The sequence below is a fragment of the Streptomyces sp. cf386 genome, assembly GCF_900103585.1.
GTDB lineage: Bacteria > Actinomycetota > Actinomycetes > Streptomycetales > Streptomycetaceae > Streptomyces.
This window is the reverse complement of sequence record NZ_FNHV01000010.1, coordinates 156,155-173,124: the sequence shown is the minus strand read 5'-3', so window position 1 is coordinate 173,124 and position 16,970 is coordinate 156,155. Positions and strand designations below refer to the sequence as shown.

At 71.1% G+C, this 16,970-nt stretch carries 13 protein-coding genes; 7 read left to right on the top strand and 6 right to left on the bottom strand.

Annotated features, from left to right (window positions below):
• Positions 1-185 precede the first annotated feature (185 nt).
• The 3 genes from BLU79_RS25855 (at position 186) to BLU79_RS25845 (ending at position 3,934) form a co-directional block, all read left to right on the top strand.
• Entirely contained in the window at positions 186-2,537 is a 2,352-nt protein-coding gene (locus tag BLU79_RS25855) for an ArnT family glycosyltransferase (RefSeq protein ID WP_093908285.1), read from the top strand.
• 219 nt (positions 2,538-2,756) lie between these two features.
• Positions 2,757-3,566 (top strand): endonuclease I family protein, encoded by an 810-nt coding sequence (locus tag BLU79_RS25850; protein WP_093908284.1) that lies wholly within the window; start codon positions 2,757-2,759, stop codon positions 3,564-3,566.
• 134 nt (positions 3,567-3,700) lie between these two features.
• Positions 3,701-3,934 carry a hypothetical protein gene (locus BLU79_RS25845; protein ID WP_093908283.1) on the top strand — a complete coding sequence of 78 codons (234 nt, stop codon included), beginning with the start codon at positions 3,701-3,703 and terminating at the stop codon, positions 3,932-3,934.
• Between the two features lie 4 nt (positions 3,935-3,938).
• Here the strand turns inward: BLU79_RS25845 and BLU79_RS25840 are convergent, their stop codons facing one another.
• From BLU79_RS25840 to BLU79_RS25830, 3 genes are all read right to left on the bottom strand, one after another.
• Complete coding sequence (locus tag BLU79_RS25840) at positions 3,939-5,627, bottom strand: thiamine pyrophosphate-binding protein (RefSeq protein WP_093908282.1); 1,689 nt, start codon at positions 5,625-5,627, stop codon at positions 3,939-3,941.
• On the bottom strand, positions 5,624-6,604 hold the full coding sequence (gene speB, locus BLU79_RS25835; RefSeq protein WP_093908281.1) for an agmatinase: 981 nt from the start codon (positions 6,602-6,604) through the stop codon (positions 5,624-5,626). The genes BLU79_RS25840 and speB overlap by 4 nt, the downstream gene beginning before the upstream one ends.
• Positions 6,605-6,668: 64 nt before the next feature.
• Positions 6,669-8,198, bottom strand: a complete 1,530-nt coding sequence (locus BLU79_RS25830) for a sodium:solute symporter family protein (protein ID WP_093908280.1) — start codon at positions 8,196-8,198, stop codon at positions 6,669-6,671.
• Between the two features lie 198 nt (positions 8,199-8,396).
• Here BLU79_RS25830 and BLU79_RS25825 point away from each other — a divergent pair, with 198 nt between their 5' ends.
• The 3 genes from BLU79_RS25825 to BLU79_RS25815 all read left to right on the top strand — a co-directional run bounded on the left by BLU79_RS25825 (position 8,397) and on the right by BLU79_RS25815 (position 12,112).
• The gene (locus tag BLU79_RS25825; RefSeq protein ID WP_093908279.1) at positions 8,397-10,376 is read left to right on the top strand and encodes a PucR family transcriptional regulator ligand-binding domain-containing protein; all 1,980 of its coding nucleotides are present in this window, start codon (positions 8,397-8,399) and stop codon (positions 10,374-10,376) included.
• 154 nt (positions 10,377-10,530) lie between these two features.
• Positions 10,531-11,322 carry a phosphatase gene (locus BLU79_RS25820; protein WP_093908476.1) on the top strand — a complete coding sequence of 264 codons (792 nt, stop codon included), beginning with the start codon at positions 10,531-10,533 and terminating at the stop codon, positions 11,320-11,322.
• Between the two features lie 187 nt (positions 11,323-11,509).
• Complete coding sequence (locus tag BLU79_RS25815; RefSeq protein ID WP_371131945.1) at positions 11,510-12,112, top strand: DedA family protein; 603 nt, start codon at positions 11,510-11,512, stop codon at positions 12,110-12,112.
• A gap of 93 nt (positions 12,113-12,205) precedes the next feature.
• Here BLU79_RS25815 and tesB read toward each other — a convergent pair whose 3' ends face one another.
• The 3 genes from tesB to BLU79_RS25800 form a co-directional block, all read right to left on the bottom strand.
• Positions 12,206-13,072 (bottom strand): acyl-CoA thioesterase II, encoded by an 867-nt coding sequence (gene tesB, locus BLU79_RS25810; RefSeq protein ID WP_093908277.1) that lies wholly within the window; start codon positions 13,070-13,072, stop codon positions 12,206-12,208.
• A gap of 50 nt (positions 13,073-13,122) precedes the next feature.
• Positions 13,123-14,280, bottom strand: a complete 1,158-nt coding sequence (locus BLU79_RS25805; protein WP_093908475.1) for an acyl-CoA dehydrogenase family protein — start codon at positions 14,278-14,280, stop codon at positions 13,123-13,125.
• Between the two features lie 371 nt (positions 14,281-14,651).
• Complete coding sequence (locus tag BLU79_RS25800; protein WP_093908276.1) at positions 14,652-15,257, bottom strand: SACE_7040 family transcriptional regulator; 606 nt, start codon at positions 15,255-15,257, stop codon at positions 14,652-14,654.
• 96 nt (positions 15,258-15,353) lie between these two features.
• Between BLU79_RS25800 and BLU79_RS25795 the strand changes: the two genes are divergently transcribed.
• On the top strand, positions 15,354-16,970 hold the full coding sequence (locus BLU79_RS25795) for a carboxyl transferase domain-containing protein (RefSeq protein WP_093908275.1): 1,617 nt from the start codon (positions 15,354-15,356) through the stop codon (positions 16,968-16,970).

Sequence of the window (16,970 nt, the reverse complement as noted above, 5' to 3'; positions counted from 1 at the left end):
CCGCCGAGGCTTTGGGATGTGACGTGAATTCGCCTCCGTGTCCGCCGACTTCTCCGGGAGTCCTCACCTGCGCACCTCCTGTGCGGACCGCCTCACGGACCCCTTTGCGTACTCCTTTGAGAATCCACAGCAAACCGCCAGGTACGCCACAGCCCCCACCCACCCCCACCTCACACGATGCCCGGGTGACATCAGCCACCGATCCCCACCCCCACACACCCGTGACCGCCCCCGACGCGCCCCCGCCGGCCCCGGCATCACCCGCCGCACCCGCCGCGCCCGCCGCACCCCCGGACAAGGCCCCCCGCTGGTCACTCCCCGCGCTGATCGCGATCCTGGTCCTCGCGGCGGTGCTGTACGCCTGGAACCTCTCTGGCTCCAGTCTCAACAGCTTCTACAGCGCGGCCGTGCTGAGCGGTACGCAGAGCTGGAAGGCGTGGTTCTTCGGCTCGTTGGACGCGGGGAACTTCCTGACCGTCGACAAGCCGCCGTTCGCCCTGATGGTGATGGGCCTGTCGTGCCGGGTCTTCGGCTACGGCACCTGGCAGATGATGCTGCCGATGATCCTGGTCGCGCTGGCGACGATCTGGATCGTGCACGCCTCGGTGAAGCGGGTGTGGGGCCACGGCGCGGCGACGGTCGCCGCGCTGGTGCTGGCCCTGACGCCGATCACGGTCGCCATCAACCGTGACAACAACCCGGACACCCTGCTGGTGTTCCTCATGGCCGGCGGCGCGGCGCTCGCCCTGCGGGCCGTGCACAACGGCAAGTTGCTGCCGCTGGTCGGCTCCGCGGTGTGCTTCGGGCTCGCCTTCAACACGAAGATGCTGCAGGGCTACATCGCGCTGCCCGCCGTCTTCGCCGTCTATCTCTACGCGGCGAAGCCGAAGCTCGTGAAGCGGATCGTCAACCTGCTCATCGCGGGCGTCGCCCTCGCCGTCTCCAGCTTCTGGTGGGCTGCGGCCGTCTCCCTCGTGCCCGCCGACGAACGCCCGTACATCGGCGGCTCGACGGACGGCACGGCCTGGGACCTGATCATGGGCTACAACGGCCTCGGCCGGATCCTCGGCGGCGAGGGCAACGGCGGAGGCGGCGGTGGCGGAGGCGGCGGCTTCTCCGGGACCGCCGGGATCGGCCGGCTGTTCAACGACATCCTCGGCGGCCAGATCTCCTGGCTGATCCCCTTCGCGGCCATCGCCTGCGTCGGCGGCGTCGTCCTGTGCGGGCGCGCCCCCCGCACCGACCTCACCCGCGCCGCGCTGCTGCTCTGGGGCGGCTGGACCGCGCTGCACTACCTGACCTTCGCCATGGCCGAGGGCACGATGCACCCGTACTACACGACCGCGCTCGCCCCGGGTATCGCGGCCCTGTGCGGAGGTGGCGGCGTGATGCTGCTGCGCGCCTTCCGTGCCGACAAGCGGTGGGCGTGGGTGCTCCCGGCCGCACTCGCGGTCACGGCGATCTGGGCCGTCGTACTGCTGCGTCGGGCCTCCGGCTGGAACATCTGGCTGTGGCCGGCCATCGCCGTCGTCATGGCGCTGGCGATCGTGGGACTGCTCGTCTTCCGGTCCGCGTCGGGGATGCGGGTACGGCTGCTGGCGGCATCCGTGGCGGCGGCGGTCGTCGCTGCCGTGGCGGGTCCGGCGGCGTACGCCTGGTCGGTGCCGTCCGGTTCGGGCGCCGGCATGGGCGGTACGAACCCGACGGCCGGGCCCTCCACGGGGAGCGGCTTCGGCGGTGGCCCCGGCGGGGGCGGTGGCGGCGGCCGGGGTGGCTTCGGCGGCGGCCAGGGCAACCAGGCCGGCGGCCAGGGCAGCCAGAACGGCCAGCAGGGCGGCGGCCCCGGCGGTCAGCAGCAGGGCGGCCAGAACGGCGGCGGCCAGATGATGCCGGGCGGCGGGAACGGCGAACTGCCCGGCGGCCAGAGTGGTCAGAACGGCCAGGCTCCCGGCGGCACCGGCGACATGGGCGGTACGCCACCCAACGGCACCGGCGGCAGCGGTACGGCCCCCGGCGGCACGGGCACCGGCAACAGCGGCCAGCCCGGCAACATGGGCGGCGGCCCCGGCGGCGGTATGGGCGGCGGCGCGAACAGCGAGCTGATCTCCTACCTCAAGAAGCACCAGGACGGCGCCAAGTGGCTGCTGGCGGTGTCGAGTTCACAGAGCGCCGCGCAGCTGATCGTCAGCAGCGGTGAGCCCGTCATCTCCATGTGGGGCTGGTCCGGCAGCGACAAGGCGATGACGCTGGCCAAGCTCAAGGAGCTGGTGAAGGAGGGCGAGCTGCACTACATCCAGATCGGTGGCGGCGGCATGGGCGGCGGCCCAGGCGGCGGCAGCAGCGTCAGCTCCGAGGTCACGGAGTGGGTGCAGAAGAACGGGACGGCGGTGAAGGAGAGCGACTACAGCTCGACTTCCGGCTCGACCACGAACTCGGACTCCAGCTCGACCACGAACTCGGGCTCCAGCTCGGACAACTCCTCGCAGAACAACCAGTCGTCCACCATCTACCGCCTGGACTCCTCCGACGTCGGCTGACCCCGACCGGACTCCCACTCCCACTCCCACTCAACGGCCCCCGGCTCACCAGCCGGGGGCCGTTTCGGCGTCAACTATCGCACCCATGACCCGATTTGCCGCTTGCCGTCACCCAATGGACACGTGCGAGCCCTCGACATCACCGCATGTCCATGCCACGCTCCCGATTGCCGCCTCCATTCAACCCGCGTAGACCCCCCGCGTAGATGGGAACCCCACATGCTGGCGACACACATACGCCGCAGCCGCTGGAAGTCAGTCGCGCTGACGACGGCCGCCGTCCTGGTCGGCCTCACCACCCCGGCGCTCACCGCTTCCCCGGCCGCCGCGACGACGACGGAGTACGACGACACGTACTACGCCGACGCGATCGGCAAGACCGGCACGGCGCTGAAGGACTCGCTGCACACGATCATCAGCGACCAGACGACGATCTCGTACTCGGCCGTCTGGAACGCTCTGAAGGTCACCGACCAGGATCCGAACAACAGCAGCAACGTGAAGCTGCTCTACAGCGGCATCTCCCGCAGCAAGTCCCTCAACGGCGGCAGCACCGGCAACTGGAACCGCGAGCACGTGTGGGCGCAGTCCCACGGCGACTTCGGCACCTCGGCCGGCCCGGGCACCGATCTGCACCACCTGCGCCCCGAGGACGTCCAGGTCAACAGCATCCGCGGCAACAAGGACTTCGACAACGGCGGCAGCAGCTTCACCAACTCCGGCGGCAGCCTGACCGACTCGAACTCCTTCGAGCCCCGCGACGCCGTCAAGGGCGACGTGGCCCGCATGATCCTCTACATGGCCGTCCGCTACGAGGGTGACGACAGCTGGCCCGACCTGGAGCCCAACGACGCCGTCACCAACGGCAGCGTCCCGTACCACGGCCGCCTCTCGGTGCTGAAGGCCTGGAGCGACGAGGACCCGCCGGACTCCTTCGAGGAGCGCCGCAACGAGGTCATCTACGACTCCTACCAGGGCAACCGCAACCCGTTCATCGACCACCCGGAGTGGGTCGAGTCGATCTGGTAGGCCACCGGGCTCTGTTCGGTCGCCTCAGACCCGAGTAGCCGTAGACGCGCCGGGGGCCCGTCGGCCCCCGGCGCGTTCGATCACCACCTGTACAGCCGAATGACCTGCACCGATCCGACGCCGTTGATCCGGCTATGAAGAAGATCAGCGCGCTCGCCGCGCTCACCATGGCAGTCCTCGCAGTCGCCGCCCCGGCCCACGCCGACGACGGCGACCGGGGCCGTATCAACATCGCCGGCCACTCCGCCCCCAACCTCTGCAGGGCAGCACTCGCGCTCGTCCCCTGGGCCGTACCGATGACCGGCCCCTCGGTGGACGACGCCTGCAACAACCGCGAGCACGTCTACGACTCGCGCGACGGCCGCTGAGGCATCACGTCGCCAGGTGCGTGGGCGCGAACATCCGCAGCACAGCCGGGAGTACCACCACCGAGGGCCCGGGCTCGGACAGCGCCTTCGCCAGATCTGCCTCCAGCGTCTCCGGGGTCGTACGGACCCCGGGGACACCGAACGACTCCGCCAGCGCCACATAGTCAGGCCGCGTCAGCTCCGTGGCCGTGGCCTGGCCGAAGGCGTCCGTCATGTACTCGCGCAGGATGCCGTAGCCGCCGTCGTCGACGATGAGCCAGGTGACGTTCAGGTCGTACTGGCGGGCCGTCGCCAGCTCGGCGATCGAGTACAGCGCCCCGCCGTCGCCGGACACCGCCAGCACCGGACGCGTCGGGTCCGCGACCGCCGCGCCCAGCGCCGCCGGGAAGCCGTAGCCGAGGCCGCCGGCGCCCTGGGCGGAGTGCAGGTGGTTGGGGCCCTTGGCGTCGAAGGCCGACCAGGCCCAGTAGGCCAGGATGGTCATGTCCCAGAAGGACGGGGAGTCGGCGGGCAGGGCACGCCGGACCGAAGCCAGCACGTCCTGTTCCAGGGTGAGTTCCTGGGCGCCGATCCGCTCCGACACCTTCCCGAGCACCTCACGTACCCGCTCCGGCGCCGCCACGTCCTCCCGCTCCGACACCGTCTCCAGCAGCGCCTGCAACGCGAGCCGCGCATCCGCGTGGATGCCGAGCGCCGGATGGTTGGACTCCAGCTTGCCGAGGTCGGCCTCGATCTGGATGACCCGGCCGCGCGGCTTGAACGTGTGGTAGTTGGAGGACAGTTCGCCCAGGCCCGAGCCGACCACCAGGAGTACGTCCGCGTCCTCCAGGAAGTCCGTGGTGTGCCGGTCCTCGATCCAGGACTGGAGTGAGAGGGGGTGCTTCCACGGGAACGCGCCCTTGCCGCCGGGGGTCGTGACCACCGGGGCCTTCAGCGTCTCGGCGAGCCGGCGAAGCTTGCCGGACGCGTCCGCCCGTACCACTCCCCCGCCCGCGATGATCGCCGGACGGGCGGCGTGCGACAGCAAATGGGCCGCCACCGCCGTCAGTTCGGGCCGCGGCGGCAGTTCCTCGGGGAACGCGTCGCCGCCCGTCACCACCGGGATCGATGTCTCGGCGAGCAGCACGTCCTGCGGGATCTCCACCCACACGGGGCCGTGCGGGGCGGTCAGCGCCGACTTCCAGGCCGCCTCGATGGCGGAGGGGATCTGGGACTGGGTGCGGACCGTGTGAACCGACTTCACCACGCCCCTGAACGACGCCGCCTGGTCGGGGAGTTCGTGGAGGTAGCCGTGGCGACCGCCGCCCAGGCCCGCCGTCGGGATCTGGCTGCTGATCGCCAGGACGGGGGCCGAAGCCGCTGCCGCCTCCTGGAGCGCGGCCAGCGAGGTCAGCGCGCCCGGGCCCGTCGACAGCAGCAGCGGGGCGGCCTCGCCGGTCATCCGGCCGTAGGCGTCCGCCGCGAAGCCGGCGTTGTTCTCCACGCGCAGGCCGATGTAGCGCAGATCGCTGCGGCGCAGGGCGTCGAACATGCCGAGGGCGTGCTGGCCGGGGAGGCCGAAGACCGTCGTCGTACCGAGCGCCGCCAGCGTCTCCACGACCAGGTCCCCGCCGTTGCGGCCGGCCGGAGGGTTCAGTGCCGCGGCGGTCTGTGCTTCGGTCGGGCGGAGTACCAGGTCGTGGTCGTGAGTCACTTCGCTTCCGAGTCCTTCCGGGCCGCCGCGATCTGGCGGGACATGATCGTGGTCAGTTCGTACGCCGTGTGGGACGCGGCCACCGACGTGATCTCGGCGTGATCGTACGCGGGCGCCACCTCGACGACATCCGCCGAAACCAGGTTGCAGGACGCCAGGCCCCGCAGGATCTCCAGCAGCTCGCGCGAGGTCATGCCGCCGGCCTCGGGCGTACCCGTGCCGGGGGCATGCGCCGGGTCGAGGCAGTCGATGTCGATGGAGATGTACAGCGGGCGGTCGCCGATGCGCTGGCGCAGCTGGTCGGCGACCTCGTCGGCGCCGCGCCGGTAGATGTCGGCGGACGTGACGATGCCGAAGCCCATCTTCTCGTCGTCGGTGAGGTCCTGCTTGCCGTACAGCGGGCCGCGCGTACCGACGTGGGAGAGGGCCTCCGTGTCGAGGATGCCCTCCTCCACCGCCCGGCGGAAGGGCGTGCCGTGGGTGTACTCCGCGCCGAAGTACGTGTCCCAGGTGTCGAGGTGGGCGTCGAAGTGGAGCAGGGCGACCGGGCCGTGCTTCTTCGCCACCGAGCGCAGCAGCGGGAGCGCGATGGTGTGGTCGCCGCCCAGGGTCATCAGGCGGGCACCGGTACCGAGGAGCTCGTCGGCCGCCGCCTCGACCGTCTCCACGGCCTCGTTGATGTTGAAGGGGTTCACCGCGATGTCCCCGCCGTCCGCGACCTGCGCGAGGGCGAAGGGGGAGGCGTCCTGCGCCGGGTTGTACGGGCGCAGCAGCCGGGACGCCTCGCGGATGGCGTTGCCGCCGAAGCGGGCGCCCGGCCGGTACGAGACGCCCGAGTCGAACGGCACGCCGACCACGGCGACGTCGGCGCGGCCGACCTCGTCGAGGCGCGGGAGCCGGGCGAAGGTCGCGGGTCCGGCGTACCGCGGGATGCGGGAGGAGTCGACGGGGCCGCGGGGCGTCTCGTTGCCAGTCATCGTGGAATGCCTTCTTTCCTACGCTTCATCGCGTATGCCGTGTATGTACATCTGCCACCCGACTCTACTGGGGAGCCGGCACCGGTTCGGACACGAGTTCGGGGGACCGTCCGGCGAGCCGCTCACGCCAGGCGGCGAGTACGGCCGCGTCGGTCGGCTTCGTCATCAGGGAGACGACGACGTACGCGGCGAGGGAGAGCAGCAGGCCGTAGTAGACGGGCTCGTTGGCGAGGATGCCGTGGGTCGCCATCAGGACGATCACCGCGACGCCGCCGACGACGACCGAGGAGAGCGCGCCCTGCACCGTCCCGCGCCGCCACAGCAGGCCGCCCAGGATCGGCACGAGCAGCCCGCCGACCAGCAGGTTGTAGGCGACGGTCAGCGCCTCGACGACGTTGTTCAGCTCGATGGCCGTGACGATGACGGCGACGCCCATGAGGAGGATGAAGACGCGGTTGCCCTTCACCTCGTCGTGCGCGTCGGGCGAGCCGTGCAGGTCGTTCGAGCCGTGCGCGTCCTTGGCGACCCCCGTGCCGCTGACCGCCGCGACCTCGGGGCTGCGCACCGCGCCCCGCAGCCGCGACCAGATGTCGTTGTTGGCGACGGTCGCGCAGGCGATGAGCGCGCCGGAGGACGTGGACATCACGGCGGCGAGAGCGGCGGCCAGCACCAACCCCCGTACGCCGACCGGCAGTTCGTCCCGCACGATAGTCGCGAAGGCGTCGTCCGCGCTGCCGAGCTTGGGGTAGAGCACCTTGGCGGCCGTGCCGATGACGGCACCGGCGAGGGCGTAGACGAGACAGTAGGTGCCGGCGACGGTGCCGCCCCACTTGGCGGTCTTGTCGCTGCGCGCGGTGAAGACGCGCTGCCAGATGTCCTGTCCGATGAGCATGCCGAAGGTGTAGATCAGGACGTAGGTGAAGATCGTCTCGCCGCCTATGCCCAGCGGGTCGAAGTACTCGGTCGGCAGCTGCGCCTTCATCTCGCTGAACCCGCCCGCCTTCACGACGGCGATGGGGAGCAGGAGCAGCAGCACGCCGATCGTCTTCACCACGAACTGGACCATGTCCGTCAGGGTGATCGACCACATGCCGCCGAGCGTCGAGTAGGCGACGACGATCGAGCCGCCAAGGATGATCGCGACGGTGCGGTTCATGTCGAAGAGGACGTCGAAGATCGTGGCGTACGCGATGGTCGACGTGACCGCGAGCATGAGGGTGTACGCCCACATGACGACACCGGAGATGACGCCGGCCCGGCCGCCGTAGCGCAGGTCGAGCATCTCGGAGACGGTGTAGACCTTGAGGCGGGCGATGCGGGCGGAGAAGAAGACCGAGAGGGCGAGCAGCCCGAGGCCGATGGTGAACACCATCCAGGCGCCGGAGAGCCCGTACTGGTAGCCGAGCCCGACACCGCCGATGGTGGACGCGCCGCCGAGGACGATCGCCGCCATGGTGCCGGAGTACATGGTCGGACCGAGCCGGCGCCCGGCGACCAGGAACTCGCTCTTGGACTTGGCGCGGCGCATGCCCCACCAGCCCATGGCCAGCATGCCGGCCAGATAGACGACGATGACTGTGTAGTCGACGGCCATGTGGGGCCTCCTTTGCGCACATTCCGGTGGCGTGTCGTGCAGATGGGGGGGTGGGGACGTTCGGAATTCGGCAGCGGTTCGCGGGGACATCCGCCCGTACCCGCGGCTGCCGGCCTGGAACGACAGTAGGTGGCCGGAAAGCAACTGCGAAGTGTACGTTTCATCCATCCGAGGTTGCCCGAGTGTAGGAAACGTCCCATGCCGGAACCCGCCGTTCCCCCGACCCCACCGGTCCCCCTCTCGGCCCTCCTGGCCCGCGAGGACCTGGCCCTGCGCCAGATCGCCGGCCCGACGGACCCCGACACGGTGATCCACTGGGCGCACACCTCGGAGATGGCCGACCCGTATCCCTACCTGCTGGGCGGCGAGCTGCTGCTGACGGCCGGGGTGCACATCCCGGAGGCCGCGGGGTCGGGGACGTACTTCGACGACTACGTGGCGAGGATCGTCGAGGCGGGCGGGGCGGCGCTCGGTTTCGGTGTCGCGCCGGTGCACGACACGGTGCCGCGCGCCCTGGTGGCGGCATGCGAGCTGTACGAGCTTCCGCTGCTGGAGGTCCCGCCCCAGACCACCTTCTCCGGCGTGGCCCGCGCGGTCTGGCAACTGATGGCCCAGGCCCGACTCGCCGAACTACGCCGCGTGACGGAGGCCCAACAGAGCCTGGCGGCAGCCGCCTCCCGCCCGGATCCGGTCCGGGCGGTGCTGCGGCAGCTGGCGCAGCGGGTCGGGGGGTGGGCGGTGCTGTACGGGCCGGAGGGGGCGAGGGTCGCTTCGGCGGGGCGGGCGCCGGTGGGGGTGGGGGCCGCGTCGGTGGGGGCCGGGGCCGGGTCAGTGGGGGCCGGGGCCGGGTCGGTTGGACGGGCGCCGGGAGGGGCGGGGGCGCTGTCGGCGGGACGGACCCCGGAAGCGACTGGAGCCGCTACGGCGGGGCGCGCGCCTGAGGGGGTGGGGGCCGCGTCGGCGGGACGGGCGCCGGAAGAGGCGGGAGCCCCGTCAGCAGGGCGAGCCCCGGAAGCGGCAGGGGCCGCATCGCTGAAGGCGGGGGCCGCATCGGCGGGGGCGGGGGCGGGGGCCGCATCGGCGGGGGCGAGCACCGTATCGGCGGGGCCGACGCCGGAAGCGACAGAAGCCACGTCGGCGGGACGCACGCCGGAAGAGGCAGGAGCCCCGTCAGCGGGGCGAGCGCCGGAAGGAGCGGGGGCCCCGTCGCTGAAGGCGGAAACCACATCGGCGGAGGCGAGCGCCGCGCCTGCGGGACGGACGCCCGAAGCGACTGGAGCCGCGCCGACGGGACGGACGCCCAGCGAGACAGTGAGCAGGGCCCTGGCCGAGCTCGTGGAGGTCGTGCGGCCCTCGGGGCCGGGGACGCCCACCTCCGCCACCGACAGCGTCTCCGGCATCCACCTCGCCGCCTACGCCCTCGGCGCCGGTCAGGGCTTCGTTCTCGGGGTCGCCGCACCTCAGCGCGACCCCGGCGACCACACCATCGCCTCCGTCGCCGCCGTACTCCTCTCCCTCCTCACCGGCGAGCACCAGAGCGGCTCGGGCGCGGCCCGCTCCTCGGCGCTGGTACGGCTGCTGCTGGGCGCCGAGCCGCAGGCGGTGGCCCCGCTCCTGGGCGAGGGCAGCTGGCTCGTGGTGCACGCCCGGCCCGACAGCCGCCCCGGCGACCCGGTGGCGGCCTCCGCGCTGGGCGCGGCCCTCGGCTCGCCGTTCGTCGACCTGGCGCGGGACGTCGTACGCGTCCTCGTCCCGGCGGACCGCGAACCGTCCCCGCAGCCCGGCTGGACCCTGGGCGTGAGCGCCCCCGCGACGGCGCCGGACTGGCCGGCGGCGGACACCCAGGCGTCCCGGGCCCTGTCCCGGGCGAGGGCCACCCGCACGCCTCTGTTCCAGTACGGCACCCGCCGCCCCGCCCTCACCGACCTGCTCTCCCCCGACGAGGCGCAGACCCACGCCCGCACTCTCCTCGCGCCCCTTTCCTCCCCGCTCACCGAGACCCTGCGCACCTGGCTCTCCCTGCACGGCAGTTGGGACCGCACGGCGGTGGCCCTGTCCGTCCACCGCAACACCGTCCGCCAGCGGATCGCCCGGTGCGGGGCACTGCTCGGTACGGACCTGGACGACCCGGACGTACGGATGGAGCTGTGGTTCGCGCTGCGGCACATCGAAGGGTGAAGGGAGCAGTGAAGGGAGCAGTGAAGGGAGCAGTGAAGGGAGCGGCGAATCGAACGGTTACGCGAACCGGCGAGCGATGACCCGCACAGTGACGCACGTCGCACGCGCCCCGGACTCAGGCGTTCCCGTAGTTGTCTGCCTCACAATGGGACCCATGCCAATACCCGGGACACCCAGCCGCGCCGACCTTGTCGACCACCTCGTCAGAACCCGTATCGCGGGTGATGTCGCCACTCCCCGCGAAAACAATCTCTCCCACTACCGCAAGCTGGCGAACGGCGACCGCCACTACTGGCTCGGCCTTGAGCTCGGCGACCGCTGGACCGACGAGCAGGACGTGCTCGCGGTGATGGCCGAGCGCGTCGGCGTGAATGACGACCCGGAGTACCGCCACGGGCAGGACACCATCGACCCCGAGCTGACGGTGGCCGCGCTGGAGCGGATGGCGGCCCGGCTGCGCAAGGCGGCGGACGGCGGGCAGCGGGTGCTGTTCGCGACCGGTCACCCGGGCGGACTGCTGGACGTCCACCGCGCGACGGCGGCCGCGCTGCGCATGGCCGGCTGCGAGATCGTCGTCATCCCGGACGGCCTGCAGACCGACGAGGGCTACGTCATGCAGTTCGCGGACGTCGCGGTCCTGGAACACGGCGCCACCCTCTGGCACACCCACTCCGGCGAACCGATGAAGGCCATCCTCACGGGACTTGAGCGCGAGGGTCGTCCGCTGCCGGACCTGGTCGTGGCCGACCACGGGTGGGCGGGGTACGCCGGCCGGCACGGGGTGGACTCCGTCGGATACGCGGACTGCAACGACCCGGCGCTGTTCCTCGCGGAGTCGGAGGGAACGGTGCAGGTGGTGGTGCCGCTGGACGACCATGTGGTCAGCCCGCGCTACTACGACCCGATGACGGCGTTCCTGCTGGCCGAGGCGGGTCTCGTCGAGTAGCGAGCCGAGGCTGACCCGCACGCGAGGCGGCGCCGCTCTCGGCTCCTGACGTGTGGACCGTCACAGCCGGTCGTGCGGCCTTCCTCATACGCCCTTTAGGTCAAGACTTCGTAAAGTGGCACCCATGATCATTGCTGCCACGTCCGACGCACCGGTCGGCGGAGTCGCCGGCTGGGCCGCCGACCTGATGGAGAAGCTGGGCGGCCCGGGCGCCGGACTGGCCATCGCCCTGGAGAACCTGTTCCCGCCGCTGCCGAGCGAGGTGATCCTGCCGCTGGCGGGGTTCACGGCGAGCCAGGGCCGTATGGACGTCGTCGCCGCCGTCGCCTGGACGACCGCGGGTTCGGTGGTGGGCGCACTGGCCCTGTACCTGCTCGGCGCGCTCCTCGGCCGCGACCGGATGATCGCGGCGGCGACGAGGCTGCCGCTGGTGAAGGTCGCGGACGTGGAGCGCACCGAGGCGTGGTTCCTGCGGCACGGCACCAAGGCGGTGTTCTTCGGCCGCTTCATACCGATCTTCCGCAGCCTGATCTCGATACCGGCCGGGGTCGAACGCATGCGGGTCCCCGCCTTCCTCACCCTCACCGCGGCGGGCAGCCTCATCTGGAACACCGCCTTCATCGCCGCCGGGTACGCCCTGGGCGCCCGCTGGCACGAGGTCAGCGACCTGGTCGGCGTCTACTCCAAGGTCATCCTGGTGGCCGTGGGCGTGGTGGCCCTGGCATTCGTGGGCATACGGCTGCTGCGGTCGGGTCGGGGCACACGGAGGCGCTCGCGCGTGGATGCGTGAGGTGAGGTGGGGTGAGCGGGATGTCAGCCGCGGAGGGCGTCGGGCGTGGTGAGGTGGGGTGAGCGAAGAGATCAGGTGCGGCGAGGCGAGCCGTCAGCGCGGCACCCGGACCACACCCTCCTGGATCACCGACACCGCGAGCTGCCCGTCCTGCGTGTAGATCCGAGCCTGCCCGAGTCCTCGTCCGCCGTGCGCCGACGGCGACTCCTGGTCGTACAGCAGCCACTCGTCCGCGCGGAACGGCCGGTGGAACCACATCGCGTGGTCCAGCGAGGCCCCGACCACATCCCCTACGGCCCAGCCGCCCCGCCCGTGGGCGAGCAGGACCGAGTCCAGCAGGGTCATGTCAGAGACGTACGTAGCGAGTACGACGTGCAGGAGCGGGTCGTCGGCCAGCTTGCCGTTGGTGCGGAACCAGACCTGGGAGTGCGGTTCGCGGGGCTCGCCGAACCTGCCGTACGGCGGCTCGTCGACGTAGCGCAGGTCGACCGCCTCGCGCGCCTCCAGGAACTTCTCCACCACCGCCGGGTCGAGGTGGCCGTAGTCGCGCAGCCGTTCCTCGGAGGTAGGAAGCGTCTCCGGGTCGGGCGAGGAGGGCATGGGGGCCTGGTGGTCCATCCCCTCCTCGAAGAGCTGGAAGGAGGCGGACAGGGCGAAGATCGGCTTGCCGTGCTGGACGGCGACCACCCGGCGGGTGGTGAAGGAGCGGCCGTCGCGCATGCGGTCGACGTTGTAGACGATCGGCGCGCCCGGGTCACCGGTGCGCAGGAAGTACGCGTGGAGCGAGTGGGCGTGCCGGTCCCCGGGGACCGTACGCCCGGCCGCGACGAGCGCCTGGGCCGCGACCTGACCGCCGAAGACGCGCGGGACGACGGCGGAGCGGGACTGGCCGCGGAAGATGTTCTCCTCGATCTGCTCAAGGTCGAGCAGATCGAGGAGACCCTGTAGTGCCTGGTTCATGGCACCTTTTCTACTGACTGGTAATTTCGGGAGTCTTGCCGACCCGTTTCCTACAGACCCATGTCCTTGGCGATGATCGACTTCATGATCTCGCTGGTGCCGCCGTAGATGCGGTTGACGCGGTTGTCCGCGTACAGGCGGGCGATCGGGTACTCGTTCATGAAGCCGTAGCCGCCGTGCAGCTGGAGGCAGCGGTCGATCACGCGGTGCGCGACCTCGGTGCAGAAGAGCTTCGCGGAGGCGGCCTCGGCGGGGGTCAGCTCGCCCGCGTCCAGGGCCTCCAGCGTGCGGTCGGCGACGGCCTCGGCGGCGTCGACCTCGGCCTGGCAGGCGGCCAGCTCGAACTTGGTGTTCTGGAAGGAGGCGACGGACTTGCCGAAGACCGTGCGCTCCTGGACGTACTGCTTGGCGAACCGCACGGCGGCCTTGGCCTGGGCGTAGGCGCCGAAGGCGATGCCCCAGCGCTCGGAGGCCAGGTTGTGGCCGAGGTAGTAGAAGCCCTTGTTCTCCTCGCCGAGGAGGTCCTCGACCGGGACCTTGACGTCGACGAAGGCCAGCTCGGCGGTGTCGGAGGTGCGCAGGCCGAGCTTGTCGAGCTTGCGGCCGATGGAGTAGCCCTCGGACTTGGTGTCCACGGCGAACAGGGAGATGCCGTGGCGGCGGTCCTCGGCGCTGGGCGCGTCGGTGCGGGCGCAGACGATCACGCGGTCGGCGTGCACGCCACCGGTGATGAAGGTCTTGGAACCGTTGAGGACGTAGTGCGTGCCGTCCTCGGAGAGCTTGGCGGTGGTCTTCATGCCCGCGAGGTCGGAGCCGGTGCCCGGCTCGGTCATGGCGAGCGCCCACATCTCCTCACCGGAGACGAACTTCGGCAGGAACCGCTTCTTCTGCTCATCGCTGGCGAGCATCTTGATGTACGGCAGGCCGAGCAGCACGTGCACACCGGAGCCGCCGAACTGCACGCCCGCGCGCGCGGTCTCCTCGTACATCACCGCCTCGAACTTGTACGAGTCGATGCCGGCGCCGCCGTACTCCTCGTCGACGCGGATGCCGAAGACGCCCAGCTCGGCGAGCTTGTAGTAGAAGTCGCGGGGCGCCTGGCCCGCCGCGAACCACTCTTCGTAGACCGGGACGACCTCGGCCTCGATGAAGGCGCGGATGGTCTCCCGGAACGCCTCGTGATCCTCGTTGAACACCGTACGGCGCACGCCGCCCACCTCCACCGGTACATGTCTAAGCGCTTGCTCACTCAACCGTACCGGCGAGTACGAAGGGCCGTCCAGAGGCCTCCCCCCGTAACGCTCGTCACTCTCACCGCACCCCTGACGGATTTCGCCCCCGCCGCCCCTACCCTTCCCGTCCTTCTGGGGCTCCGCCCCAGACCCCGCTCCTCAAACTCCCCCAGAGGGGGGCACCCCCAAGGGGCTGAGCAGTTCAGCCCGTCCGGCGTTTGAGGACGAGGCCCCTTCAGGGCCGATAGCGGGGGTCCGGGGGCGGCAGCCCCCAGGAGCGGGGTCGAGGGGACAGCAGCCCCTGGGGATGGGAAGGGTAGGGGCGGCGGGGGCGAGGAAAACCCTGCTCAGCCCGCCGCAGGCGATTCCGCCGCCCCGAACGCCCCCCGAGCCATCCGATGCAGCAACTCCGCCGTCACCCCCCGCCCCGGCAGCGACCCCGGCCGCCCCAGATGCGGTGTCGAGTTCAGCAGCCCGAAGACCGAGTGCACCGCAGAGCGGGCCGTCGGCTCCGTGAGGTCGGGGTACACCGTGCGCACCACCTCCACCCACAGCTCGACGTACTGCCGTTGGAGCTGGCGGACGAGTTTGCGGTCGCTGTCGCGGAGGCGGTCCAGCTCGCGGTCGTGCAGGGTGATGAGGGGGCGGTCGTCGAGGGCGAAGTCGATGTGGCCCTCGATGAGGGAGTCGAGGACCGCCTCGGCCGGCACCCCGTCGGCCTCCGCGAGGCGCCGCTTGGCGCCCGTCAGCAGCTGGCCGCTGATGCCGACCAGCAGCTCGGCGAGCATCGCGTCCTTGCCGGCGAAGTGCCGGTAGAGACCGGGGCCGCTGATGCCGACGGCGGCGCCTATCTCGTCGACACCGACACCGTGGAATCCACGCTCGGCGAAGAGCCGCGCGGCCTCCTTGAGGATCTGCTCGCGGCGGGTCGGGGCGTCGGTTCTGGTGGCCATGGAAGCAATTCTAGACAGGGAGGTTAGCGGTCGTTAACCTGAAGGAAATGCGTTAACGCTCATTAACTGGTGGACCACTGGTGAGGGGACCGCAGGATGCACGAGGCACCGGAGCTCCACAGCGCGGCAGATCCCGCGTCGGAGGCCTGGCGAGCCAACGAGGAGGCCCATCGGGCGCTCGGGGAGGAGCTGCGCGCCAAGCTGGCGGCGGTGCGGCTCGGCGGCGGCGAGAAGGCACGCGCCCGGCACACCGCGCGCGGCAAGCTGCTGCCCAGAGAGCGGGTCGACACCCTCCTCGACCCCGGCTCCCCCTTCCTGGAGCTCGCCCCCCTCGCGGCCGACGCCATGTACGACGGCCAGGCCCCGGCCGCCGGTGTCATCGCCGGGATCGGGCGGGTCAGCGGGCGCGAGTGCGTGATCGTCGCGAACGACGCCACGGTCAAGGGCGGGACGTACTACCCGATGACCGTGAAGAAGCACCTGCGCGCGCAGGAGGTGGCCCTGGAGAACCGGCTGCCGTGTCTGTATCTCGTCGACTCGGGCGGGGCCTTCCTGCCCATGCAGGACGAGGTGTTCCCGGACCGCGAGCACTTCGGGCGGATCTTCTACAACCAGGCCCGGATGTCCGGCGCCGGGATCCCGCAGATCGCGGCCGTCCTCGGCTCCTGCACCGCCGGCGGCGCCTACGTCCCCGCCATGAGCGACGAGGCCGTGATCGTCCGCAATCAGGGGACCATCTTCCTGGGCGGACCGCCCCTCGTGAAGGCCGCCACCGGCGAGGTCGTCACCGCCGAGGAGCTGGGCGGCGGCGAGGTGCACTCCCGGGTCTCCGGCGTCACCGACCACCTCGCCGAGGACGACGCCCACGCCCTGCGGATCGTGCGCAACATCGTCGCCACGCTCCCCGCGCGCGGGACCCTGCCGTGGTCCGTGGAGCCCTCGGTCGACCCGAAGGTGGACCCGTACGGGCTCTACGGCGCCGTACCGGTCGACTCCCGCACCCCTTATGACGTACGCGAGATCATCGCGCGCGTGGTCGACGGCTCCCGTTTCGCCGAGTTCAAGGCGGAGTTCGGGCAGACCCTGGTCACCGGCTTCGCCCGGATCCACGGCCACCCGGTGGGGATCGTCGCCAACAACGGCATCCTCTTCTCCGAGTCCGCGCAGAAGGGCGCCCACTTCATCGAGCTGTGCGACCAGCGCGGCATCCCGCTGGTCTTCCTGCAGAACATCTCCGGGTTCATGGTCGGCAAGGACTACGAGGCGGGCGGCATCGCCAAGCACGGCGCCAAGATGGTGACGGCGGTGGCGTGCACGCGCGTGCCGAAGCTGACGGTCGTCGTCGGTGGGTCGTACGGCGCGGGCAACTACTCGATGTGCGGCCGAGCCTACTCCCCCCGCTTCCTGTGGATGTGGCCCGGCGCCAAGATCTCCGTCATGGGCGGCGAGCAGGCCGCGTCGGTCCTCGCGACGGTCAAGCGGGACCAGTTGGAGGGACGCGGGGAGAGCTGGCCCGCGGCGGAGGAAGAGGCCTTCAAGGACCCGATCCGTGCGCAGTACGAGCGCCAGGGGAACGCCTACTACGCGACGGCCCGCCTGTGGGACGACGGGGTCATCGATCCCCTGGAGACCCGGCAGGTGCTGGGGCTGGCTCTGACCGCCTGTGCGAACGCCCCGCTGGGTGACCCCCAGTTCGGCGTCTTCCGGATGTGA

Excerpts from the sequence above, each read along its gene's own strand:
- BLU79_RS25850 (WP_093908284.1), top strand. The coding sequence starts at position 2,757 with ATGCTGGCGACACACATACGCCGCAGCCGCTGGAAGTCAGTCGCGCTG.
- BLU79_RS25845 (WP_093908283.1), top strand. The coding sequence starts at position 3,701 with ATGAAGAAGATCAGCGCGCTCGCCGCGCTCACCATGGCAGTCCTCGCA.
- speB (WP_093908281.1), bottom strand. The coding sequence starts at position 6,604 with ATGACTGGCAACGAGACGCCCCGCGGCCCCGTCGACTCCTCCCGCATC.
- BLU79_RS25830 (WP_093908280.1), bottom strand. The coding sequence starts at position 8,198 with ATGGCCGTCGACTACACAGTCATCGTCGTCTATCTGGCCGGCATGCTG.
- BLU79_RS25825 (WP_093908279.1), top strand. The coding sequence starts at position 8,397 with ATGCCGGAACCCGCCGTTCCCCCGACCCCACCGGTCCCCCTCTCGGCC.
- BLU79_RS25820 (WP_093908476.1), top strand. The coding sequence starts at position 10,531 with ATGCCAATACCCGGGACACCCAGCCGCGCCGACCTTGTCGACCACCTC.
- BLU79_RS25815 (WP_371131945.1), top strand. The coding sequence starts at position 11,510 with ATGGAGAAGCTGGGCGGCCCGGGCGCCGGACTGGCCATCGCCCTGGAG.
- tesB (WP_093908277.1), bottom strand. The coding sequence starts at position 13,072 with ATGAACCAGGCACTACAGGGTCTCCTCGATCTGCTCGACCTTGAGCAG.
- BLU79_RS25800 (WP_093908276.1), bottom strand. The coding sequence starts at position 15,257 with ATGGCCACCAGAACCGACGCCCCGACCCGCCGCGAGCAGATCCTCAAG.
- BLU79_RS25795 (WP_093908275.1), top strand. The coding sequence starts at position 15,354 with ATGCACGAGGCACCGGAGCTCCACAGCGCGGCAGATCCCGCGTCGGAG.